The sequence below is a fragment of the Rathayibacter caricis DSM 15933 genome, from assembly GCF_003044275.1.
Classification (GTDB): Bacteria; Actinomycetota; Actinomycetes; order Actinomycetales; family Microbacteriaceae; genus Rathayibacter; species Rathayibacter caricis.
Genome location: NZ_PZPL01000001.1, coordinates 2,448,774 through 2,470,363, shown reverse-complemented (window position 1 = coordinate 2,470,363; position 21,590 = coordinate 2,448,774). Strand labels below are relative to the sequence as shown.

Sequence of the window (21,590 nt, the reverse complement as noted above, 5' to 3'; positions counted from 1 at the left end):
GGCGCCTCAGCTGCCGAAGCGGCGGTGCCGCCCCGCGTAGTCGCGCAGGGCCCGGAGGAAGTCGACCTCGCGGATGTCCGGCCCGAGCGCCTCCATGAAGTAGAACTCGCTGTGCGCGCTCTGCCAGAGCATGAAGTCCGAGAGCCGCTGCTCCCCCGAGGTGCGGATGACCAGGTCGGGGTCGGGCTGGCCGCTCGTGTAGAGGTGCTCGCCGATCAGCTCGGGCGTCAGCAGCTCTGCGACGTCCTCGATCGTGGATCCGCGCTTGCCGTGCTCGTCGAGGATGCTGCGGACCGCCTGCGCGATCTCATGGCGCCCGCCGTAGCCCACCGCGAGGTTCACGTGCAGGCCGGTGTGGCGGGCAGTGCGCTCCTCGGCGGCGTCGAGGGCCTCGACGAGCGACTCCGGGAGCCCGTCGTCGGAGCCGACGTGCTGCACGCGCCAGTCCGGCTGCTGGGAGACCTCTTCGGCGAGGTCGGCGATGATCGCGATCAGCTCGGTCAGCTCGGAGCTGTCGCGGCCGACGAGGTTGTCCTGCGAGAGCAGGTAGAGGGTGACGTGCCGGACGCCCAGCTCGTCGCACCACTGGAGGAACTCGTGCACCTTCGCGGCGCCCGCGCGGTGGCCGTGGGCCGCCGTCTCGAGGGCCCGCTGCCGCGCCCAGCGCCGGTTGCCGTCGATGATCATCGCGACGTGGTTCGGCAAGGTGCCGGGAGCCAGGCTCGACCTCAACCGCTTCTTGTAGACGCCGTAGAGGAGGTCCCTTCCCACTGGCAGTCTCGGCTTCGGCACATCGCTACGGTAGCCGATGCTCCTGCCCGGGAAGGGTCGCGGCGCCCGGCGGCGTCACCGGGACCGGCCGTATCCTGAGCCGTATGAGCCACCGGCCGACGCCCCCCGCCCCCGAGCCCGCTCGTCGGTCCTCCCCCCGTGCCGACGACGCCGTGGCGCGGGACGACGCCGACGGGCCGGACCTGCCGAACCTCCCCCTCGTCGACGACGAGATCGACCACGGAGCGGTGGCCGAGTCGAAGCCGACCTGGCGCGGCTGGATCCACGCCGGGCTCTTCCCGTTCGCGATCGTGGCGGGGATCGTCCTCGTCTCGGTGGCCGACGGCACCGCCGCGAAGTGGGCCGCCGCCGTCTTCGCGACGTCCTCGCTCCTGCTCTTCGGCAACTCCGCCCTCTACCACCGGTTCGACTGGGCACCGCGGACGAAGGTGATCCTCAAGCGGATCGACCACGCCAACATCTTCCTGCTGATCGCGGGCACCTACACGCCGCTCGCGGTCCTCGCGCTGCCGCCCGCGCAGGGCACGCTGCTGCTCGTGCTCGTCTGGTCCGGCGCGCTGCTCGGGATCGGCTTCCGGGTGTTCTGGATCTCGGCGCCGCGCTGGCTCTACGTGCCGCTCTACCTGCTCCTGGGCTGGGCGGCGGTGATGTACCTCGCACCGCTGCTCGAGGCGAGCGCGACGATGATGGTCCTCGTCCTCGTGGGCGGTCTCTGCTACACGATCGGAGCGATCGTGTACGGCTTCAAGCGGCCCAACCCCGTGCCGGGGGTCTTCGGGTTCCACGAGATCTTCCACGCGCTGACCGCCGTGGCGTTCGTGTGCCACTGGACGGCGGCGCTGCTGATCTCGCTGCACCCCGCCTACAACGGCGGCTGAGCCGGCGTCAGCGCTCCGAGCGGTCGTCCGCCGGCCCGCGCTCCGAGCGCTCCGCCTCGGCGGCGCGCTCGCGCTCCTCGGCGTCGAGCCGCTCCGCGACCTGCTCGCGGTAGGTGGTCCGCCGGACCCGGCGCACCATGTCGAGCGCGAGGAGGACGGCGGCCACCGCGATCACCAGCATCGTGATGAAGCCGAAGAGGCCCGGCGTGACGGTGTCCTCGTTGAAGTCGGGCGCGGGCGACGGCGTCGCCGCGACGATCCGGGACAGCGCCAGGGCGGCGGAGTCGAGCACGGCGGGGATCACGCGTCCACCTCGTTCCGCTCGCCGGTCGGGAAGGCGACGTCGAGTCCGGCGAAGAGATCGGTCTCGGGCGTCGGCGCCTCCACCCGCGACTGCACGAGCTGGAAGTCGTCGGTCGGCCACGCGGCGTCGATGGCCTCGTGCGGCAGAAAGAAGAAGGCGTTGTCGGGCGCGACCTGGCTGGCGTGCGCGCGCAGGGCCGCATCCCTCCGGTCGTGGAAGCCCGAGATGAGCACCTGCGTCGTCGCGAGGTACGGAGCGTCGTCCGACCAGCGCTTCATCTCCTCGAAGGTCGCCAGGCGCGGGTCCTCCGGGTCGAGGGAGCGGAGGTGCTCCGCGATCGCCCGCAGCTTCTGACCGCTGAACACGCGGTCGTAGTAGAGCTTGGCGACCGACCAGGGCGCCCCGAGGCCGGGGTACTCGTCCGGCTCCCCCGCCGCCCGGAACGCCTCCATGGCGACCTGGTGCGCCCGGATGTGGTCCGGGTGCGGATAGCCGCCGTTCTCGTCGTAGCTGATGATCACGTGCGGCTTGAAGCGTCGGACGAGCCGGACCAGCGGAGCCGACGCCGTCGCGAGCGGGAGCGCCGCGAAGCTCGCGGGCGGAACCGAGCCGTCCTCCTCCATCCCGGAGTCGACGAAGCCCAGCCAGGTGTGCTGCACGCCCAGGATCCGCTGAGCCTCGGCCATCTCGAGGCGGCGGAGCCCGCCCATGTCGCGCTCAGCGTGCGCGCGGGCGGCGAGCGACTCGTTCAGGACGGAGCCGGCCTCGCCTCCGGTGCAGGAGACGACCATGACCTCGGCGCCGCGGTCGGCGTAGGCCGCGAGAGTCGCGGCGCCCTTGCTCGACTCGTCGTCGGGATGGGCGTGCACGGCGAGGAGGCGCGGGACCTCCCGCACCTCCGAATCGACGGAGACCTGGGCGGCCTGGGACACGATCGCTCGATTCCTCGGGGTTTAATGGGGCGACGCGATCGCTCGCTGCGAGCGCGCATCATCCGTCAACAGTAACCGCTACACCCGGGGAGTTCCGTGGCCGTCCGCACGTCCGACAGCTCCGAGCGGAGCGACGAGACCTCGGTCGATCCCGACGCCGTCCGGGCGAGCGGCCCGCTCGCCTCGCGCTACGGACGCACCGCGCGCAGCCGCCGCGGCAACCGCTGGCTCTTCGGCGCGGTCGCACTCGCGTTCGTCGCCGTCTTCGCCGCCTGGGTGGTCTGGGCGGGCCTCGACAGCGGTCGCGACGGCGTCGACGTGCAGGACACGGCGCACCGGGTCGTCGACGACCGCACCGTCACCGTCTCCTTCGACCTCACGGCGCCCGCGGGGACCGACGTGGCCTGCGCCGTCCAGGCGCTCAACGAGCAGTCGGCCGTGGTGGGCTGGCTCGTCGTGGAGTACCCCGCCTCCCCCGAGCGCTTCCGCTCCTTCACCGAGACGGTGCGCACGACCGAGCTCGCGAACACAGGTTTGATCTCCTCCTGCTGGCTCCCGTAGGGTTGCCGGGTGCCCTGACGGACTCGTCGGGGCCTTGTCTTTTTCCACCGCCGCCGGGCGTCGGACGACACGGACGCCGGGGCGGGAGCCCCGGACCCGGACGCCGGACCCCTGCACGCGGCAGTCACGTGAGGAGCCCACCATGGCCGACCAGCCTCAGGTCACCTGGATGACCCAGGAGTCGTACGACCGCCTCCAGGCGGAGCTGAACGAACTGTCCACCGCGGGCCGCGAGGAGATCGCGAAGCGCATCGAGGTCGCCCGCGAGGAGGGCGACCTCAAGGAGAACGGCGGCTACCACGCCGCGAAGGACGAGCAGGGCAAGATCGAGGCGCGGATCCGCCAGCTCACCTCGCTCCTGCGCGAGGCCGAGATCGGCACGCCGCCCGAGAGCCACGGCGTGGTCGAGGCCGGCACGATCATCACGGCCGAGATCGCCGGAGACGAGTCGCGGTTCCTGCTCGGCAACCGCGAGATGGCCGGCGAGAGCGACCTCGACGTCTACAGCCCGCAGAGCCCGCTGGGCGGCGCGATCATGGGCCTGAAGGTCGGCGACTCGACGAGCTTCGAGGCCCCGAACGGCCGGACGATCAGCGTCCGCGTCGTGAACGTCGAGACCTGGAACGGCCACTGATCGTCCCGACGCAGCACGCGAGTGGAGACGCCACCTGCGGAGTCCGGAAGGTCTCCGCGGGTGGCGTCTCTCGTTGCAGCGGTCAGTTGCGGGCGACGCGGGGTTCGTAGCCTGCGTCGCGGAGCACCTGGAGGACCCGCTCCGCGTGCTCCGGACCGCGCGTCTCGACGCTGATCTCGAGTTCGACCTCGCTGATCTGCAGACCTCGACCGTGACGGGTGTGCAGCACCTCGACGACGTTCGCGTTGGCCTCGGAGATGAGCTCGGAGATGCGGGCGAGCTGGCCGGGGCGGTCCGGCAGGCCGATGCTCATCTTGAGGTACCGCTCGGAGGCGGCGAGGCCGCGGCTGATCACGCGCTCCATCATCAGAGGGTCGATGTTGCCGCCCGAGAGGATCACGGCCGTCCTGCCGGCGTCGCGGATCTTCCCGGTGAGGATCGCCGCGATGCCCACGGCGCCCGCGGGCTCGACGACGAGCTTCGCCCGCTCGAGCAGCACGAGCAGCGCGCGGGCGATGTCGTCGTCCTCGACCGTCACGACCTCGTCGACGACGTCGCGGATGATCGCGAAGTTCAGGGCGCCGGGCATGGCCACGGCGATGCCGTCGGCGATCGTGGGCGAGATCGTGATGAGGGTCGGCTCCCCGCTCGCCAGCGACAGCGGGTAGGGAGCGGCGTTCGCGGCCTGCACGCCGATGACGCGCAGCGTGCGCCCCTCCTGCGCGGCCTTCTGCTTCGCCGCCGAGGCGACGCCGGCGATGAGGCCGCCGCCGCCGATCGGGACGACGATCGTCTCGACGCCCTCGGCCTGCTCGAGGATCTCGAGTCCGATCGTGCCCTGCCCGGTGACCACGTCCGGGTGGTCGAACGGCGGGATGAAGACGGCCCCGGTGCGCTCGGCGAACTCGGCCGCCGCCGCGAGCGACTCGTTGAAGATGTGGCCGCTCAGCACCACGTCGGCGCCGTAGTCGCGGGTGGCGGCGAGCTTGGGCAGCGCGACTCCGATCGGCATGAAGATGGTGGCCGAGATGCCCAGCTCGCGCGCGGCGTACGCGACGCCCTGCGCGTGGTTGCCCGCCGACGCCGCGACGACGCCGCGCGCGCGCTCCTCGGGCGAGAGCCGCGACATGCGGAACACCGCGCCGCGGATCTTGTAGGAGCCGGTGCGCTGCAGGTTCTCGCACTTGAGGAACACCGGCGAGCCGAGCACCTGGGCGAGGAACGTGCTCGTCTCCATCGGGGTGTTCGCGATCACGGGCGCGATGACGCTGCGCGCCGCCTCGAACTCCTGGAGGGACGGTCCGACGACGTGACTAGTCTGCATGCTCTGCGGCAACTCTCTCGGGGGTTCGGGTCGGCGAGCGCCAGGCGCCGCTGGCGATGTAGTTGACCATGACGTTCAGGGTCGCGACGAAGGGCACCGCGAAGAAGGCGCCCGCGATGCCCGCGACGATGGAGCCGCCGGCGACGGCGAGCACCACGGCGAGCGGGTGGATCTTGATGGCCGAGCCCATGACGAGCGGCTGGAGGATGTGCCCCTCGAGCTGCTGTACGCCGAGGACGACGATCAGCAGGATCAGGGCGATCAGCGGCCCGTTGTAGACGAGCGCGATGAAGACGGCGAGAGCGCCGGTCGCCACCGCTCCGATCACCGGCACGAACGAGCCCAGGAACACCAGGACGCCGATCGGGATCGCCAGCGGCACGCCCAGGAGGGCCGCGCCCACGCCGATGCCGACGGCGTCGATGAACGCGACGAAGATCTGCACCTTGACGAAGTTGGTGAGCGTCACCCAGCCGGCCCGCCCGGCGCCGTCGACCGCCGGGCGCGCGCGGTGCGGGAAGAGCCGCACGACCCAGCGCCAGATGTTCGGGCCGTCGATCAGGATGAACAGGGTCGAGAAGAGGGTGAGCAGGACGCCGGTCAGGACGTGGCCGATCGTCGAACCGACGCTCAGCGCTCCGCTGACGAGCATGCCCGAATCCTGCTGCAGGGCGGTCAGCGCCTGCTGCGCGTACTCGTTGATCTCGTCCTCGGTGAGGTGGAGCGGTGATTCGAGCAGCCAGGCCTTCAGGTCGTCGTAGGACTGCACCGTCTGGCGGCTCAGGTCGTCGAACCCCTGGTAGACCTGCGTCACGACCAGGAAGAGCAGTCCGCCGATGATGACGATGATGCCGAGCTCCGACACGGTGATCGCGAGCCACTTGGGCCAGCGGTGCCGCTGCAGGAAGCTCGAGAACGGCACCAGCAGCGCCGCGATGACGATGGCGACCAGCAGCGGGATCACGATGAGGCGCAGCTCGATGATGAGCAGCGCCAGCACCGCGAGGGCGGCCACGACGACGAGCACGCGCCACGCCCAGGCGCCCGCGATGCGCATCCCGTCGCTCACGAAGGCGGAGTCGGGAACGGGGCGCGAGGTCCCCGGGACGTGCAGGACAGGCGGCGCCGCGGTGTCGACGACGCGGGGGCCGGAGGAGCGGCGGGACCTGCCGAGTCTCATCCCCACAGACTAGGCCCCGGCGCATTCCCCGGGCGGTATCGACCGCGAGGACTCAGGAGACGGCCGTGCGCGACCGGGCGCAGGCGATGTCGGAGGCCTTCGCTAGCGTGGTCGGACCATGACCGAGCAGCTCTCCCCCGCCCTCGCGCGGCGCATCGCCCTCGCGGCGCAGGGCTTCGGAGCGCCGCGGCCGCCGCGGATCGGCACGCGTCAGGTCCTCGGCGTCGTCGACCGCATCCGGCCGCTGCAGCTCGACTCGGTCAACGTCTTCGAGCGGAGCCACTACCTTCCGCTGCTCGCGCGCCTGGGGCCGTACGACCGCTCCCTGCTCGACGCGGTCGCCTTCGCGCCGAAGGGGCACTACCTCGAGTACTGGGCGCACGAGGCGGCGCTGATCCGGCGCGCCGACGTGCCCCTCTACCGCTGGCGGATGGCGCACTACCGCCGCACCGAGCACGAGGGCTGGGCCGGCGAGAACCGGGCCACGCTCGACTGGCTCCGCGCCGCACTGGCCGACGGGCCGCTCCGCGCGTCCGAGATCGAGCACGAGTCGAACGTCCGCACCGGGCCGTGGTGGGGCTGGTCCGACATCAAGCGCGGTCTCGAGGTCCTCTTCCGCTGGGGCGAGGTGGTCAGCGCCGGGCGCACGCGCTTCGAGCGCTCCTACGCCCTCGCCGAGCAGGCCCTGCCGCGCGAGGTCCTCGACGCCGAGGTGGCGGAGGAGGACGCGGTGCGCGAGCTGGTCCGCCGCGCCGCCGTCGCGCACGGAGTCGCGACGCTCGGCGATCTCGCCGACTACCACCGGCTGCGGCGGGCGCCCACCCTCGCCGCGGTCCACGACCTGGTCGAGGCGGGCGAGCTGCTCCCCGTCGAGGTCCGCGGCTCTGAGCGCTCCGGGCGTCCCGTCCCCCTCTGGCTCCACGCGCGTGCCCGTCGGCCGCGATCGCTCCGCGCCGACGCCCTGCTCTCTCCGTTCGACCCGGTCGTCTGGCACCGCCCGCGCGCCGAGCTCCTCTTCGGCTTCCACTACCGGATCGAGATCTACACGCCCGCAGCGCAGCGCGTGCACGGCTACTACGTGCTGCCCGTGCTCCTCGACGACGTCCTCGCCGCCCGGGTCGACCTCAAGAGCGACCGGCAGCGCAAGGTCCTGCGCGTGCAGGCCGCCTGGCTCGAGTCGGGGGCACCCGCCGACACCGCGGAGCGGCTGGCGGTGCTGCTCCTGGAGGCTGCCGCCTGGCAGGGGCTCGACGCGGTGGAGATCGTCGAGCGGGGCACGCTCGCGGCGGCACTCCTCTCGGCGGTGCGGTCCGCCCGTCCGGATGTCCTAGCGTGAGCGGCATGGTGGACGAACGCTCCGGATCGATCGCGCTCGCACTCTCCGAGAAGTGCGTGGGGCTCCTCCTCGAGCGCGGCACGGTGAAGGGCGTGAGCTCGATCGACCTCTCCCACGCGGCCGGCATCTCGCTGCGCACCTTCCACCGCTACCTCGGCGGCAAGGAGGACTGCGTCCGTCCCGTGCTCTACGCCGCCATCGCGGCCATGGGCCGGGCGCTGACCGCCCGCCCCGCCGACGAGCCGCTGAGCACGGCGCTCGGCGCCGCCTTCGCCGCCGCCGCGTCGGGCCCGCAGCTCGACCGCACGCTGCGGCTCATCCCGCTCCTCACCGAGACCCCGGCGATGCGCGCGGTCTGGGCGCAGTCCCTGCACGACGGCGAGGCGGCCCTCACTCCGTGCATCGCGGAGCGGATGGGGTTCGAGCTCGAGGAGACCCCGCGCGCGGCCGTGCTCGCGACCATCGTGATGGCCCTCGTCCGCCGCGCCCTGGTCGACGCGGTCGCGAGCGGCGCGGATCCGGCGCCCGTCTTCGAGGAGTACCTCACGACCTTGAACGGCGGACCGCTGGCCGTTCCGGCGACGGCCGGACCGTCCTCCTGAGAGCCGCCCGCTAGAACTGGACGCGCGGCGGCTCGGAGATCGCGGCGAGGCTGTCGACCTCGTAGAAGTCGCGCTCCGTGAAGCCCAGTCGACGCGAGAAGAGCGTGTTGGGGAACACCTTCACCTTGGTGTTCATCTCCCGCACGCCGCCGTTGTAGAAGCGGCGGGCCGACTGGATCCTGTCCTCGGTCTCGACGAGCTCGCCCTGCAGCTGGAGGAAGTTCTGGCTGGCCTGCAGCTGCGGATACGCCTCGGCCACGGCGAAGATCGACTTGAGCGCCTTCTGCATGTGGTCCTCGGCCGCGGACGCCTCGGCGGGCCCCTGCGCCGACAGGGTCTCGGCTCGCGCGCGGGTCACCTGCTCGAAGACCTGCTTCTCGTGGGCGGCGTAGCCCTTCACGGCGTCGATGACGTTGGGGATCAGATCCGCGCGCCTCTTCAGCTGGACGGTGATGTCGCTCCAGGCCTCGTCGACCCGGACGTTCAGGGTGACCAGGGAGTTGTAGGTCGCCCAGAGGTAGATCGCGAGGATCACCACGAGGGCCACGACGACGATGAGCGGGACCAGCCATTCCATGCCGACAAGTGTAGGGAACGGCGGTCGACGGCCCGCGCGGGCACGGCGCTTTCGCAGTGTCCGCGGCGACGCTACTTCAGCGTCTTCTGCAGCAGGACCGTGCTCAGCCAGCGGTTGAACTTGAAGCCCACCCGGCCCATCCGGCCGACCTCGACGAAGCCGTACTGCGCGTGCATCGCGAGCGACGCCTCCGCCCCCTTGTCGGCGATGACGGCCATGATCTGCCGGATGCCGACCGCCTTCGCCCGGTCGAGCAGCTCGGTCATCAGCGCCTTGCCGAGTCCCTTGCCCGTGGACGCCGCACGGAGGTAGATCGAGTTCTCGACCGTGAACCGGTAGGCGCGCTTGGACGACCACGGCGAGACCATCGCGTAGCCGAGGATCTGTCCCGACGGGGACACCGCGACGATGAACGGCAGGCCGAGCTTCACGTTGCGGGCGAACTTCGACCGCCACTCCTTGATCGTGGAGTCGTCCTCGTCGAAGGTCACGACGGTGTTGCGCACGTAGTGGTTGTAGATCTCGCGGATGTCGGGGAGGTCCTCCTCGCGCGCCTCGCGGATCTCGTACGAGAAGTCGGGCTCGGGCGGCGGCGCCTTCCGCAGGTGCGGCGGCAGGACGCGTCGCTGCTCGTACTCTTCCTCCAGCATGGGGATCCCCTCCGTCGACCCGGGCCGCTCGCGCGGACCTCGTCCAGCGTATCGGCGCGCACGAGGGCGCCGCGGCTCACTCCGCGAGGCTCCAGTCCACCGGCTCGGCGCCCCGCTCCTCGAGGAGCGCGTTCGCCCGGCTGAAGGGCCGCGAGCCGAAGAAGCCGCGCGAGGCCGACAGCGGACTCGGATGCGCGCTCTCGATCACGCCGGCGTCGCCGAGCATCGGGCGGAGGCCGGCGGCGTCCCTCCCCCAGAGGATCGCGACGAGCGGAGCGTCGCGCGCGGCGAGCGTGCGGATCGCGTGCTCGGTCACGGCCTCCCAGCCCTTCCCCCTATGCGACGCCGGAGCGCCGGGTGCGACGGTGAGGACGCGGTTGAGCAGCATCACGCCATGGCGCGTCCACGCACCGAGATCACCGTGCGCCGGAGGCGTGACCCCCAGATCGTCGCGGAGCTCGCGGTAGATGTTCTGGAGGCTGCGCGGCACCGGCCGGACGTGCCGCTCGACCGCGAACGACAGCCCGATCGGATGCCCGGGCGTCGGGTAGGGGTCCTGGCCGACGATCAGCACGCGGACATCGGCGAGAGGTGCCGCGAACGCGCGGAGCACGTCCTTGCCCGCGGGGAGGTAATGCCGCCCGGCCGCGGTCTCGGAGCGGAGGAAGTCGCCCATCGCCGCGATGTCCGGCCCGACGGGAGCGAGGGCGTCCGCCCAGCCCCGGTCGATCAGTCCGGCGCCGGCCAGCTCCTGCAGATCCATCAGCCCGCGGCGAGTGTCGCCACGACCACGCCGGCCTCGCCTGCGCTCGCACGCCAGACCGAGCCGGCGCCCGAGACGCGCAGCGCGCCGGTGCCGACCGTGAGGACGGTGGACTCGTCGATGGCGACCCCTCCGTCGACCAGGCCCGCCTCGACGGCGGCGACCAGTCGGCCCAGCGTGCCCCACTGCGCGGCGTGCACGTCGATCGAGACGTCGACCAAGCCGATCCCCTCGAGGACCGTCACCTCGTCGAGCTCCTCGGCCGCCTCCTCCGGCGCCACGACGACGCCGCCGATGCGGAAGCCGCCGACGATGGCGCGGTCGGCGGCGATCGCGGCTCCCGCCGAGAACCCGGCGTAGGGGGTCCCCGACGAGACGAGATCGCGCAGCCGCGCGAAGGACGGCTCGAGCGCGTCGCGGTAGGCGGGGGTGAGTCCGCCGCCCACGAGGATCCCGTCGACCCCGTCGAAGACGGACGGGTCGATGCGACCGCCCTCGGGCTTCAGGACGGGGACCGGCTCGAGCTGGCCGACGGAGGCGAGGGTCGCCGCGTAACCGGAGTAGGCCTCGGGGCCCAGGCCGTCGTGCACCACCACGATGGCGATGCGGGGCCCCTCGATGCGCCCGGCGTCGACGGCGCGGGCGCGCGCCTCCGCGAGGAACGCGCCGTAGAGGTCGGAGTCGTGCTCGGCGCCGCCACCGCCGCCGATCAGGTGGACGCTCACTCGTCGTCCTCGCCGAGCGCTCCGTCCACCGGGGGCAGAGCCGACCACGGGAAGACGATCCAGCGCGGGGTGCGGCGCCAGAAGAAGTCGGGCTCGAGCACCGTGCGGGGCTTCGTGTAGAGCGTGACGGTGCGCACCTCGGCGCCCATCGCGCGGATCAGCTTCACCGACAGGGCGAGGGTGTGCCCGGAGTCGGAGACGTCGTCGACCAGGAGGATCCGCTTGCCGCGCACCGACGCCTCGTCCAGGAGCGGCGGGAGCACGACGGGCTCGGCGAGCCGGGCCTCGACGCCGGTGTAGAACTCGACGTTGAGGGCGCCGCAGCTCTTGATGCCGAGCGCGTAGGCGACCGCCCCCGCGAGCAGCAGTCCGCCGCGCGCGATGGCGACGACGAGCTCGGGGCGGTAGCCCGACGCGACCACGTCGTCCGCGAGATGGCGGGCGGCGTCGCCGAACTCGAGCCAGCCGAGGACCTCCTTCTCCGTGGCGGCGAGGAGGGCGGCGGAGTCGTCGGCGTCGGAAACCATGAGGGACAGGCTAAGGCGTCGCGCGCCTCCGCGTCACATCAGCGCCCGACGGGACGGCCCCCGTCAGAGCTTCGGAGCGAGCTCGCCGCGGACGACCTTGTGCGGCGCGGCCTGCGCGACCGGCTTGATCGTCACCAGGTCGAGGTCGACGTGGGGCGGCAGCTCGACCGAGGACACGATCGCGGCTGCGACGTCCTCCGCGACCAGCGGCGCCGCGACTCCGTCGTACACCTTGTCGGCCCGGGCCTTGTCGCCGCCGAAGCGGACGAGCGAGAACTCCTCGGTGTGCACCATGCCCGGCGCGATCTCGATGACCCGGATCGGCTCGCCGGCGAGCTCGAGGCGCAGGACCGCCACCAGGGCGTGCGCGGCGAACTTCGCGGCGTTGTAGCCGCCTCCGCCCTCGTAGGCGACGTGCCCCGCGATCGAGGTCACGGTGACGATGTCGGCGGAGCCCTCGGAGCCTTCGTCGGCGAGACCCCGGCGCAGCAGCGGGAGCAGGGCGCTGGTGACGAGCTTCACCGACAGCACGTTGATCTCGAACATGCGCGTCCAGTCGGCGGGGTCGGACGCCTCGACGGTGTCGAGTCCGAGGGCGCCGCCGGCGTTGTTCACGAGCGCGTGCACCGCCCCGGTCGCCTCCAGGTGGTCGCGCAGCGCGTCGACCTGATCGGAGTCCGTGAGATCCGCCACGAACAGGTCCGCGCCGGTCTCCGCGGCGAGCGCTTCGAGCCGCTCGCGGCGCCGTGCGACGGCCACCACGTCCCAGCCGTGCTCCCGGAACAGGCGCACCGTCGCCGCACCGATCCCCGAACTCGCTCCTGTCACCACGACGCGTCGAACCACGCTCGTCCCCTTCCGTCAAGCCTCGGACACCACCGACTCCGTCGTCGACCCCAACGCTAGTCTGGCCGCGTGCAGCCCGCCGACCCGGCACCCGCCACCGGCGGTGTCACCGCTCCCCCGAAGCGACGCGTCCCCCTGTGGGACAACGCGCGCTTCGTCTGCGTGACCCTCGTCGTCATCGGCCACGGCATCCAGCGGCTGACCGCCAACTCGGACGTCTCCCTGATCGTGTACCTCACGGTCTACGCGTTCCACATGCCCGCCTTCGCCATCATCTCGGGCTACTTCTCGAAGGCGGGGGCGCCGAACTCCCGGGCGATGCGCCGCGTCCTGACCGACATCCTCCTGCCCTACCTGATCATGGAGACGGTCTGGACGCTGGTGCAGTTCCTGGTCGAGGGCCAGTCCGAGTTCAACCCGACGAAGCCGAGCTGGACGCTGTGGTTCCTGCTCGCGCTCGGCATCTTCCGACTCGTGCTGCCGTACCTGGCGCTGCTGCGCTGGCCCCTGCTGATCAGCGTCGTGCTCGCGGTCGGAGTCAGCTACTACGACAACATCGACTCGACCTTCTCCCTCGCCCGGGCGATCGGGATCCTCCCCTTCTTCGTGTTCGGCTGGCGGCTGCGCGGATGGAGGGCCGGCTCGGCGCTGCTGGTCGACCGCTGGCTCGCGCTCCCGGCGCCGCGCGTGCTCGCGGTGCGCGCCGTGGCGGTCGTGCTGTTCGCGATCACGGCGCTGGTGATGGCCGTCAACATCGACGCGTTCCGAGCCGCCGACCTGCGCTTCTGGTTCTTCTACGACCGCCCGTACGACGCGCTCGGAGAGACCGCCTGGTGGGCGGGGCTCGTGCGGCTCGCCCTGATGCTCACGGCCGTCGTCCTCTCGCTCGCGCTCTTCGCGCTCATCCCCCGCGGTCGCACGGTCCTCACTCCCTGGGGCCAGTCGACGATGTACGTGTACCTGCTGCACAGCTTCGTCCTCTATCCGCTGCGGGAGTCGGGGGTCCTGTCCTCGGCCGACAGCGTCCTCGCACTCGTCCTCATGATCGTGCTCTGCATCGCGGTCTCGGTCGTCCTCTCCCTCGGCTGGGCCCGCACCGTGTTCCACAAGATCGTGGAGCCGCGGGCGGCCTGGCTCTTCGCTCCGGTGAAGGACGAGCGGCCGGAGCGGGCGGGGCGCGCGGACCCCACGGGGTCGAAGCGGGACGCGCCCGCCGCGACGGATCGCGGCCCGCGCCGCTGACCGAGCGCCTCTCCGGGATTACCCCGTGTGTCGGGCACCTCGCCCCCGCGCGGCGGCACGCCTAGGCTCGTCGCGGCGGAGAACGGACTCCGCCTGGACGACTTCACGACCCGATTGGATGCACCATGACCGACCCCGCCCAGTGGCAGTTCGAGACCAAGCAGATCCACTCGGGAGCGGCTCCGGACCCTGTCACCAAGGCCCGCGCGACTCCGATCTACCAGACCACGTCCTACGTGTTCGACAACGCTCAGCACGCCAAGAACCTCTTCGCCCTCGCCGAGTTCGGCAACATCTACACGCGCATCCAGAACCCCACGCAGGCCGTGGTGGAGGAGCGCCTCACCGCTCTCGAGGGCGGCTCCGGCGCCCTGCTGCTCGCGTCGGGTCAGGCCGCCGAGACCGCCGCCGTGCTGAACATCGCGCACGCGGGCGACCACATCGTCTCGTCCTCCTCGATCTACGGCGGCACGTACAACCTCTTCAAGTACACCCTCGCCAAGCTCGGCATCGAGACGACCTTCGTCGAGAACCAGGACGACCAGGAGGAGTGGCGCCGTGCGGTGCGCCCGAACACCAAGCTCTTCTTCGCCGAGACCGTCGGCAACCCCAAGATCAACATCCTCGACATCCGAGCGGTCGCCGACGTCGCCCACGCGGCCGGCGTGCCCCTGATCGTCGACAACACGATCGCGACCCCGTACCTGATCCGCCCCTTCGAGCACGGCGCCGACATCATCGTGCACTCGGCGACCAAGTTCCTCGGCGGGCACGGCACCGTCATCGGCGGCGCCATCGTCGACGGCGGAACGTTCCCGTGGACCGAGAACGCGGCGAAGTTCCCCGGACTGACGACGCCCGACGAGTCGTACCACGGCGCCGTCTACACAGCCGCGGTCGGCGACTCCCTCGCCTACATCATCAAGGCCCGCGTGCAGCTGCTGCGGGACCTCGGCGCCTCGATCGCCCCGGCGAGCGCCTGGCAGCTCATCCAGGGCATCGAGACCCTGTCGCTGCGGATCGAGCGCCATGTGCAGAACGCGCAGGAGATCGCCGAGTACCTCGAGAACCACTCGGACATCGCCTCGGTCAACTACTCGGGCCTGCCCACCTCGCCCTGGTACGCGGCAGCGAACCGCTACGCGCCCAAGGGCGTCGGCGCCGTGCTCTCGTTCGAGCTCAAGGGAGGAGTGGACGCCGGCCGCGCGTTCGTCGACTCGCTCACCCTGTTCTCGCACCTCGCGAACATCGGCGACGTCCGCTCGCTCGTCATCCACCCCGCCTCGACCACGCACTCCCAGCTCACCCCGGAGCAGCAGTTGACGGCGGGAGTCACCCCTGGCCTCGTCCGCCTCTCGGTCGGGCTGGAGAGCATCGACGACCTGCGCGCCGACCTCGCCCAGGCCCTCCGCGCCGCACGCGCGGTCGTCGAGGCCTCCCGCGCGAACGCCTGATCCACTCCCCTCCCGCGGGAGGGGCAGCGCACGGTCGAGATCCCCTGCTGCGGCGGGGGATCTCGTCCGTGAGAGGCGATCTCGCGCACGCACGCCGGGAGGGGCGTAACAAACCACGGCGCGGGGCGGCGCTCTGACACGATGGACACCGCTATGGACTGGCAGCAGACACTCGAGGACACCGTCCCTTCGGCGTTCGTCACCGAGCGCCAGCTGCGCTCGGTGATCGGCAAGCCCCCGGCCACCGGAGCCTGGCGCGACGGGGACGACCCGGGGAACCGCCGCTTCGTCGACGTCGGCCCGTTCGACTTCGAGTCCGGCGGCCACCTCCCGCACGTGCGCATCGCCTACGAGACCTGGGGCGAGCTCTCGCCCTCCGGCGACAACGCGGTGCTGGTGCTGCACGCTCTGACCGGTGACTCCCACCTGATCGGCCGCGGCGACCGCGGGCACGCCACCGACGGCTGGTGGTCCGGGCTCGTCGGGCCGGGCGAGGTCATCGACACCGATCGCTACTTCGTCGTCGCCCCGAACATGCTCGGCGGCTGCCAGGGCTCGACCGGCCCCGCCTCCCTCGCGCCGGACGGGCACGAGTGGGGAGCCCGCTTCCCGTACACGAGCGTCCGGGACCAGGTCCGCGCGCAGGCGCTCTTCTCGGATCTCCTCGGCATCGAGCGCTGGCACACCGTCATCGGCGGATCGATGGGCGGGATGCAGGCGCTCGAGTGGGGCATCGAGCATCCGGAGCGCGTGGCCCGGCTCGCCGTGCTCGCCGCTCCCCCGCGCGCGACCGCCGATCAGATCGCCCTCAACTTCGTGCAGCTCGAGGCGATCCGCAGCGATGCGAACTTCGTCGGCGGCGCCTACTACGACGCCGGCGACGGCCAGGGCCCTTACCACGGCCTCGCCCTCGCCCGAAGGATGGCGCTGCTCAACTACCGCAGCCCCTCCGAGCTCAACGACCGCTTCGAGCGCAGCTGGCAGTCCGGGATCAGCCCTCTCGGCGGCGGCGGGCGGTTCGCGGTCGAGTCCTACCTCGACTTCCACGGCAACAAGTTCACCCGGCGCTTCGACGCCAACAGCTACATCACGCTCGTCGAGGCCATGAACTCGCACGACGTCGGGCGCGGACGGGGCGGCGAGGCGGAGGCGCTCTCCCGCATCACGAGCCCCACTCTCGTCCTCGGCATCGACAGCGACCGCCTCTTCCCGGTCGAGGGTCAGCGGATCATCGCCGCGCACGCCCCCGGGAACATCGACGGCGACGAGGTCGCCGTGATCAGCTCGACGTTCGGGCACGACGGCTTCCTGATCGAGGACGACGCGGTCGGCGGCCACCTCGCGCGACTGCTCGCCGTCTGACCGGATCCGGGCGGACGGGCGAGCAGTGGCTATCGTGAGTCGGGGGGCTTCCCCCCGGAGACCCGAGGGAGCAGCCCGGTGCCGATGATCCGCAGCGCGCGGGAGCGCGACCGCCTCCTGCGCCAGTCCGCGCGGGCCGTGGGCCTGCTGACGGACACCGCCGCTCTCGCGCTGGTCCTCGTGCCCGGCACGCTCGGTCCGATCGCGGTCCCGGCCGCGGTGGCCCTCCTGCTGGGTCTCGCCGCCGTGCACGTCCAGCTCGGCCGCAGCGGCGGGCGGCTGTGGCTGATCGCGAGCGGAGCGGGCGGCCTGCTGCTCAGCGCCGGGCTCGCCCTCGATCTCGCGGACTCCCCCGATTTCGCCGCCTTCGTCCTCGTCAGCACGGCGAACGCGGTCACCAGCACCGTCGCCGTCGTCGTCACCACGTCGACGCGGCGGGCACTGCTCCTGCTGCCCGTGATGGTCGCCAGCCTGATCCCGTCGATCCTGATCGCGAGCAGCGCCATGACCCTCAACGCCCTGCTGCTGAGCCTGCTGCCCTGGGGGTGCCTGTGCGCCCTCGCGCTCTGGATCAGCACTGCGGTGCCCCGGGTCGTCCGTCGGATCGACAGCATCGGCAACGCCCACCGCGTCGAGCGGCAGGCCAGCGAGACGGAGGCGCAGCGCCGCCAGGGCGCGCGGCTGCTGCACGACACCGTCCTCGCGACGCTGACCCTGCTCGCCCACTCCGGCGTCGGAGTCTCGGTCGAAGCGCTCCGCCAGCAGGCCGCCGAGGACGCGCACCTCCTGCGCCAGCTCCGCCTGGGAGCCACGCCCACCCCGAGCGCGTCGGGCTCCTACCAGCTCACCAGCGTGACCAGCGCTCCCGCGGCGAACACGCTCGAGAGCGTCAAGAAGCGCTTCGGCCGGATGGGCCTGGACGTCATCTGGCACGGCTCCGGCCAGATCGTGCTCAGCGGCGCCGCTCTCGACTCCTTCCTCATGGCCCTCGCGGAGTGCCTCGAGAACGTCCGCCGCCACTCCGGAGTCAACTCGGCCGACGTCACGATCACGGAGGACGACGGGACGGTGCGCGCGATGGTGACCGACGCGGGCGTCGGCTTCGACATCGACACCGTTCCCGCTGCGAAGCTCGGCTTCAAGGAGTCGGTCGTCGCCCGCCTCGCGGACGTCGGCGGGCGGACCCGGCTCTTCAGTGCGCCGGGAGCCGGCACGACCGTCGTCCTGGAGGTGCCGAAATGACCGAGCCGGTCGCTCCGCTGCTCCGCGGGGCGCCCTCGCGCCGAGGGCGGCCCTCGCGAGCGGCCTCGTCCGCCAAGCGGCAGCACGAGGGGCTCGGCACGAGCTACCTCGGGAGCGGCCTGACCGGCATCGCGCTCGCGATCATGGTGTACGAGCTGCTCGTCTTCCTCACCACTCTCGACGACTACGACGACGCCGGCCTCGTCGTCGCGGCCTGGCTGCTGCTGCTCGCGACGTTCGGAGCGACGGTCCTCGCGATCCGCCTCTCCGGCCAGAGCCTCCCGTCGTGGGCGTACGCCGCCTTCCTCGCGGGAGCCGCGACCACGGTCGTCCTCGATCTGATCGCCGTCGCAGGTGCGCCGGGTGCCGGAGCCGCGCCGACCGCCGCGGTGGGCGCCGCCGTCGCGCACGCGGCGCTGATCGTACACCGCCGAGGAGTCGAGATCATCGTCGTGGCGCTGATCATCACCGCCGCCGAGCTGCTCGCGTTCGCGGCGATGGCGTCGGACGGCGCGGCCGCGATCTCGGTCCGGGTCTGCGCGCTCGTGCTGACCGCGACCCCGGCCGTCGTGGTGGTCGTGATGATGCGCGGCTTCCGCCGCATGGTGCAGCTCGAGATCGACCGGGCGCTCGTGCAGAGCACCACGACGGGCCCGCGCTACGCGGTCGGGATGCTCGCGTCCGAGGAGCTCGCGCGGCTCGACCTCGCCGCGGAGCAGCTGCTGGCCGAGGTCGGCGACGCGACCACTCCGCTCCCCCTCGACTCCACCCGCGCCGCCCGCGCCGCCTCGCTCGCCACCCAGCTGCGACTCCACCTCATCGAGGGTCGCCGCGAGACCTGGCTGCACCACGCGATCCTCGAGTCGGAGTTCCTCGCCCCCCTCGTCCACCTCGAGGACCCCGACGGCACCGCCGGACTGCTCGGCCAGGCTCAGCGCGACGGCCTCCTCTCGGCCATCTGGCTGATCCTCGACGGAGCGGTCGGCACGCCCGCGGCACTCCACGTGCACGCCGGAGCACCGCGTGAACCCGGCCCGGGCGCCCCCGCACGCACCCTCCTCGTCCCGATCCTGCTCCGCTGCGAGGGCGTGCCACTGCGCGGAGTCGATCCTGCGACGTGGGAGGCTATCGCTCAGGTGGGCGCCTCGCGCACCCCGTCCCGCGGCGGCGAACTGCGGATCGAGATCGACTGCCTGGTCGAGAACCCCGTCGACCGATGACGGGACGACCCGGGACACCGCCCACCCGCCTCCGCCACGAACAGCCGAAGGACCCCCGATGACACACACCGCCGAGCCGAAGATCACCCTCGCCGTCGTCGACGACCACAAGATGCTCCTCGGCGCCCTCACGGAGTGGATCCGGGGCGCCGCCTCCGACATCCAGCTCGTCGCCGCCGTCGCCTCCTGGCCCGAGCTCCTCACCCACCCCGAGTTCCCCGTCGACGTGGTGCTGCTCGACCTCGACCTCAAGGACAACATCCCGATCTCGGTGAAGCTCTCCACGCTGAAGACCACCGGCGTGAAGACGGTGCTGATGAGCACCTACTCCGAGCCGGCCGTCGTCCGCGAGGCGCTCGCTTCGGGTGCGCTCGGCTACCTCGTGAAGACCGAGGACGCCGACATGATCGTCGAGGCGATCCGCGCGGCCAAGGACGGCCACTCCTACATCTCGCACGAACTCGACATGGCCCTGTCGACCGGCGACTCCGACGGCGCCCCGAAGCTGAGCGCCCAGGAGCGCCGCGTGATGGCGCTCTACGGCGGAGGCGAGCCCGTGAAGTCGGTGGCGTTCGAGCTGGGCATCTCGGAGGAGACCGCCAAGTCGTACCTCAAGCGCATCCGCGAGAAGTACCGCGTAGTCGGCATCGACGTCGGCACGAAGGTGGCTCTGCGCAAGCGCGCCATCCACGACGGGATCCTGATCGAGACGGACTGAGCTGTCTTGTCCGGCGGTCCCCGCCCGCCGGACCGCGGTCGACTTCGTGACGTGGAGCGTTGTGCAGAGCGAGTCGCGGCGCCCTGCCGGAATCCGCTGGCACGCGGATTCCGGTCGCGGGGCTCACGCGATGCGCTCACCGGCCCGGTGGTCGCCGCCCGCCGAGCCGCAGTCGGCTGTGCGACGGCGTGCGTTCCGCAGAGCGTCTCGCGAGCGCCCTGCCGGGGCTAACGCGCGAGTCGCCTGCCCAGAGGTCCCCACCCACCCACCGGGCCGCGGTCGGCGGCCGCGACTGCCGTCTGCACTCGGTGGTCCCGCCTGCCGGGCCACAGTCGGGTTCGCCGCGCGGTTCGTTCCGCAGAGTGTCCCGCGCGGATCGGGCCCTGCCTCTCCCCTGCTGGTCGAGTAGCCGGCCGCAGGGCGGCGTATCGAGACCCGCGTCCTCCCGGGTCGGGCCGTCCAGCGCCGGGACCGGCTGACGCAGGCCCCCCTACAGGGCGTTGATCGGGACGCTGCCGGTGCCGGGGGCGGCGGGCTCGCGGGGGCCGGTGTGCACGCTGCCGCGCGCGCGGTCGAGGGCGAGGCTGCCGATCGCGAGCAGGATGCCGGCGACGGTGAGCACGACGCCGACCCAGATCGGCGAGAGGTAGCCGAAGCCGGCGGCGATCGCGACTCCCCCCAGCGCGGCGCCGACCGAGTTGCCGATGTTCAGCGCCGAGTGGTTGAGGGCCGCGGCGATCGTCTGGCTGTCGCGGGCGACGTCCATCAGCCGGGTCTGGATCGCGGGCGAGGCGCCCGCCGAGAAGCCCGCGGCGAGGAACCCGAAGACGAGCAGGCCGACCGCCGTCGTGGCCGTCAGCGCCAAGCCGATGAGCGAGACGGCCACTCCGACGAACAGCACGATCAAGGCGCGCGTCACGTTCCGATCGGCCGCCCAGCCGCCGACGAGGTTGCCGACGGTCATACCGAGGCCGATCACGACGAGCACCCACGGCACCGCACCGAGCGGGAGTCGGGTGATCTCGGTCGACAGCGGAGTGATGTAGCTGTACATCGCGAAGAGGCCGCCGAAGCCGATGGCGCCGATCGCGAGCGTCCACCAGACCTGCAGTCGCCCGAACGCCTTGAGCTCGTTCCGCATGGTCGCGCGGGGATCGCCCGGCTGGTGCGGCACGAGCAGCTGGACGGCGACGACCGTCGCGGCGAAGATCGCGGCGACGACGAGGTACGCGGTGCGCCAGCCGGCGTTCTGCCCGATCCAGGTGATCGCGGGGACTCCGACGACGTTCGCGATCGTCAGCCCCGAGAGGACGAAGGCGACGCCCTTGCCGCGGCTGCCGGGACCCATGAGATCGGCTGCGACGAGCGACGCGATGCCGAAGTAGGCGCCGTGCGGCAGCGCGGCGACGAAACGGGCGACGAGCACGAGCTCGAACGTCGGCAGGAGGGCCGAGGCGACGGTACCGAGCGTGAACGCGACCAGCAGGCCCAGGAGCAGGCGCTTGCGCGGCCAGCGGGCGGCCGCGGCGGCGATCGTGGGGGCCCCGACGACGACTCCGAGGGCGTACGCCGAGATGAGCATCCCGGCCTGCGAGTTGGCCAGCTCGGTGTCGGTCGCCCAGACGCCGGGGAGCAGGTCGGCGGCGAGCTGCGGGAGCAGGCCCATCGCGACGAACTCGGTCGATCCGATGCCGAAACCGCCCATCGCGAGGGCGAGCAGG

The 21,590-nt window shown here is 71.9% G+C and carries 23 protein-coding genes; 11 read left to right on the top strand and 12 right to left on the bottom strand.

What is annotated here, in order from left to right; genetic code table 11:
• Positions 1–6: 6 nt before the first annotated feature.
• Positions 7–792 carry an isoprenyl transferase gene (locus C1I63_RS11495; protein ID WP_107574868.1) on the bottom strand — a complete coding sequence of 262 codons (786 nt, stop codon included), beginning with the start codon at positions 790–792 and terminating at the stop codon, positions 7–9.
• Positions 793–875: 83 nt separating this feature from the next.
• Between C1I63_RS11495 and trhA the strand changes: the two genes are divergently transcribed.
• Positions 876–1,670 (top strand): PAQR family membrane homeostasis protein TrhA, encoded by a 795-nt coding sequence (gene trhA / locus C1I63_RS11490; RefSeq protein ID WP_107574867.1) that lies wholly within the window; start codon positions 876–878, stop codon positions 1,668–1,670.
• Positions 1,671–1,677: 7 nt separating this feature from the next.
• Here trhA and C1I63_RS11485 read toward each other — a convergent pair whose 3' ends face one another.
• Entirely contained in the window at positions 1,678–1,974 is a 297-nt protein-coding gene (locus tag C1I63_RS11485) for a hypothetical protein (RefSeq protein ID WP_244907047.1), read from the bottom strand.
• A complete protein-coding gene (gene mca, locus C1I63_RS11480; RefSeq protein WP_244907045.1) occupies positions 1,971–2,906 on the bottom strand; it encodes a mycothiol conjugate amidase Mca in 936 nt (311 codons plus the stop codon). The genes C1I63_RS11485 and mca overlap by 4 nt, the downstream gene beginning before the upstream one ends.
• 96 nt (positions 2,907–3,002) lie before the next feature.
• Between mca and C1I63_RS11475 the strand changes: the two genes are divergently transcribed.
• Both C1I63_RS11475 and greA read left to right on the top strand, forming a co-directional pair.
• Complete coding sequence (locus C1I63_RS11475) at positions 3,003–3,467, top strand: DUF4307 domain-containing protein (protein WP_107574866.1); 465 nt, start codon at positions 3,003–3,005, stop codon at positions 3,465–3,467.
• A 142-nt stretch (positions 3,468–3,609) separates the two neighbouring features.
• On the top strand, positions 3,610–4,101 hold the full coding sequence (greA, locus tag C1I63_RS11470; protein WP_055788332.1) for a transcription elongation factor GreA: 492 nt from the start codon (positions 3,610–3,612) through the stop codon (positions 4,099–4,101).
• 82 nt (positions 4,102–4,183) lie between these two features.
• Here greA and ilvA read toward each other — a convergent pair whose 3' ends face one another.
• Positions 4,184–5,425: a threonine ammonia-lyase gene (ilvA, locus tag C1I63_RS11465; protein ID WP_107574865.1), complete on the bottom strand. Its 1,242-nt coding sequence runs from the start codon at positions 5,423–5,425 to the stop codon at positions 4,184–4,186.
• Positions 5,415–6,605, bottom strand: a complete 1,191-nt coding sequence (locus tag C1I63_RS11460) for an AI-2E family transporter (protein WP_107575832.1) — start codon at positions 6,603–6,605, stop codon at positions 5,415–5,417. Before C1I63_RS11460 ends, ilvA begins: the two co-directional genes overlap by 11 nt.
• A 118-nt stretch (positions 6,606–6,723) precedes the next feature.
• Here C1I63_RS11460 and C1I63_RS11455 point away from each other — a divergent pair, with 118 nt between their 5' ends.
• Positions 6,724–7,941, top strand: a complete 1,218-nt coding sequence (locus C1I63_RS11455) for a winged helix-turn-helix domain-containing protein (RefSeq protein ID WP_107574864.1) — start codon at positions 6,724–6,726, stop codon at positions 7,939–7,941.
• Positions 7,942–7,946: 5 nt separating this feature from the next.
• On the top strand, positions 7,947–8,543 hold the full coding sequence (locus C1I63_RS11450; RefSeq protein WP_146168453.1) for a TetR/AcrR family transcriptional regulator: 597 nt from the start codon (positions 7,947–7,949) through the stop codon (positions 8,541–8,543).
• A gap of 10 nt (positions 8,544–8,553) precedes the next feature.
• Here the strand turns inward: C1I63_RS11450 and C1I63_RS11445 are convergent, their stop codons facing one another.
• From C1I63_RS11445 to C1I63_RS11420, 6 genes are all read right to left on the bottom strand, one after another.
• Positions 8,554–9,120, bottom strand: a complete 567-nt coding sequence (locus C1I63_RS11445; RefSeq protein ID WP_107574862.1) for a LemA family protein — start codon at positions 9,118–9,120, stop codon at positions 8,554–8,556.
• Between the two features lie 71 nt (positions 9,121–9,191).
• A complete protein-coding gene (locus tag C1I63_RS11440) occupies positions 9,192–9,770 on the bottom strand; it encodes a GNAT family N-acetyltransferase (RefSeq protein WP_055788317.1) in 579 nt (192 codons plus the stop codon).
• A gap of 76 nt (positions 9,771–9,846) precedes the next feature.
• Positions 9,847–10,533: a uracil-DNA glycosylase gene (locus C1I63_RS11435; RefSeq protein ID WP_107574861.1), complete on the bottom strand. Its 687-nt coding sequence runs from the start codon at positions 10,531–10,533 to the stop codon at positions 9,847–9,849.
• On the bottom strand, positions 10,533–11,258 hold the full coding sequence (locus tag C1I63_RS11430; protein WP_107574860.1) for a type 1 glutamine amidotransferase family protein: 726 nt from the start codon (positions 11,256–11,258) through the stop codon (positions 10,533–10,535). The genes C1I63_RS11435 and C1I63_RS11430 overlap by 1 nt, the downstream gene beginning before the upstream one ends.
• Positions 11,255–11,785, bottom strand: coding sequence for a phosphoribosyltransferase (locus C1I63_RS11425; RefSeq protein WP_055788307.1), 531 nt, complete (start codon positions 11,783–11,785; stop codon positions 11,255–11,257). The genes C1I63_RS11430 and C1I63_RS11425 overlap by 4 nt, the downstream gene beginning before the upstream one ends.
• Positions 11,786–11,848: 63 nt before the next feature.
• The gene (locus tag C1I63_RS11420) at positions 11,849–12,631 is read right to left on the bottom strand and encodes an SDR family NAD(P)-dependent oxidoreductase (RefSeq protein WP_230671481.1); all 783 of its coding nucleotides are present in this window, start codon (positions 12,629–12,631) and stop codon (positions 11,849–11,851) included.
• Between the two features lie 69 nt (positions 12,632–12,700).
• On the opposite strand from C1I63_RS11420, the gene C1I63_RS11415 reads away from it, so the two are divergent.
• The 6 genes from C1I63_RS11415 (at position 12,701) to C1I63_RS11390 (ending at position 19,869) form a co-directional block, all read left to right on the top strand.
• Positions 12,701–13,873, top strand: a complete 1,173-nt coding sequence (locus C1I63_RS11415; protein WP_107574859.1) for an acyltransferase family protein — start codon at positions 12,701–12,703, stop codon at positions 13,871–13,873.
• Between the two features lie 125 nt (positions 13,874–13,998).
• On the top strand, positions 13,999–15,327 hold the full coding sequence (locus tag C1I63_RS11410) for a bifunctional o-acetylhomoserine/o-acetylserine sulfhydrylase (RefSeq protein WP_055788297.1): 1,329 nt from the start codon (positions 13,999–14,001) through the stop codon (positions 15,325–15,327).
• A gap of 153 nt (positions 15,328–15,480) precedes the next feature.
• Positions 15,481–16,689, top strand: coding sequence for a homoserine O-acetyltransferase MetX (gene metX, locus C1I63_RS11405; protein ID WP_107574858.1), 1,209 nt, complete (start codon positions 15,481–15,483; stop codon positions 16,687–16,689).
• A gap of 84 nt (positions 16,690–16,773) precedes the next feature.
• Positions 16,774–17,931 (top strand): sensor histidine kinase, encoded by a 1,158-nt coding sequence (locus tag C1I63_RS11400; RefSeq protein WP_055788291.1) that lies wholly within the window; start codon positions 16,774–16,776, stop codon positions 17,929–17,931.
• Positions 17,928–19,151, top strand: a complete 1,224-nt coding sequence (locus C1I63_RS11395; protein ID WP_107574857.1) for a hypothetical protein — start codon at positions 17,928–17,930, stop codon at positions 19,149–19,151. The genes C1I63_RS11400 and C1I63_RS11395 overlap by 4 nt, the downstream gene beginning before the upstream one ends.
• Positions 19,152–19,209: 58 nt before the next feature.
• Positions 19,210–19,869, top strand: coding sequence for a response regulator (locus tag C1I63_RS11390; RefSeq protein WP_056866755.1), 660 nt, complete (start codon positions 19,210–19,212; stop codon positions 19,867–19,869).
• 490 nt (positions 19,870–20,359) lie between these two features.
• On the opposite strand, the gene C1I63_RS11385 is transcribed toward C1I63_RS11390, so the two are convergent.
• Positions 20,360–21,574, bottom strand: a complete 1,215-nt coding sequence (locus tag C1I63_RS11385) for an MFS transporter (protein WP_107575831.1) — start codon at positions 21,572–21,574, stop codon at positions 20,360–20,362.
• Positions 21,575–21,590 lie beyond the last annotated feature (16 nt).

Coding starts and splice junctions, on each gene's coding strand:
- trhA (WP_107574867.1), top strand. CDS start 876: ATGAGCCACCGGCCGACGCCCCCCGCCCCCGAGCCCGCTCGTCGGTCC.
- greA (WP_055788332.1), top strand. CDS start 3,610: ATGGCCGACCAGCCTCAGGTCACCTGGATGACCCAGGAGTCGTACGAC.
- ilvA (WP_107574865.1), bottom strand. CDS start 5,425: ATGCAGACTAGTCACGTCGTCGGACCGTCCCTCCAGGAGTTCGAGGCG.
- C1I63_RS11460 (WP_107575832.1), bottom strand. CDS start 6,605: ATGAGACTCGGCAGGTCCCGCCGCTCCTCCGGCCCCCGCGTCGTCGAC.
- C1I63_RS11455 (WP_107574864.1), top strand. CDS start 6,724: ATGACCGAGCAGCTCTCCCCCGCCCTCGCGCGGCGCATCGCCCTCGCG.
- C1I63_RS11450 (WP_146168453.1), top strand. CDS start 7,947: ATGGTGGACGAACGCTCCGGATCGATCGCGCTCGCACTCTCCGAGAAG.
- C1I63_RS11445 (WP_107574862.1), bottom strand. CDS start 9,120: ATGGAATGGCTGGTCCCGCTCATCGTCGTCGTGGCCCTCGTGGTGATC.
- C1I63_RS11440 (WP_055788317.1), bottom strand. CDS start 9,770: ATGCTGGAGGAAGAGTACGAGCAGCGACGCGTCCTGCCGCCGCACCTG.
- C1I63_RS11435 (WP_107574861.1), bottom strand. CDS start 10,533: ATGGATCTGCAGGAGCTGGCCGGCGCCGGACTGATCGACCGGGGCTGG.
- C1I63_RS11425 (WP_055788307.1), bottom strand. CDS start 11,785: ATGGTTTCCGACGCCGACGACTCCGCCGCCCTCCTCGCCGCCACGGAG.
- C1I63_RS11410 (WP_055788297.1), top strand. CDS start 13,999: ATGACCGACCCCGCCCAGTGGCAGTTCGAGACCAAGCAGATCCACTCG.
- metX (WP_107574858.1), top strand. CDS start 15,481: ATGGACTGGCAGCAGACACTCGAGGACACCGTCCCTTCGGCGTTCGTC.
- C1I63_RS11400 (WP_055788291.1), top strand. CDS start 16,774: ATGATCCGCAGCGCGCGGGAGCGCGACCGCCTCCTGCGCCAGTCCGCG.
- C1I63_RS11395 (WP_107574857.1), top strand. CDS start 17,928: ATGACCGAGCCGGTCGCTCCGCTGCTCCGCGGGGCGCCCTCGCGCCGA.
- C1I63_RS11390 (WP_056866755.1), top strand. CDS start 19,210: ATGACACACACCGCCGAGCCGAAGATCACCCTCGCCGTCGTCGACGAC.
- C1I63_RS11385 (WP_107575831.1), bottom strand. CDS start 21,574: ATGGGCGGTTTCGGCATCGGATCGACCGAGTTCGTCGCGATGGGCCTG.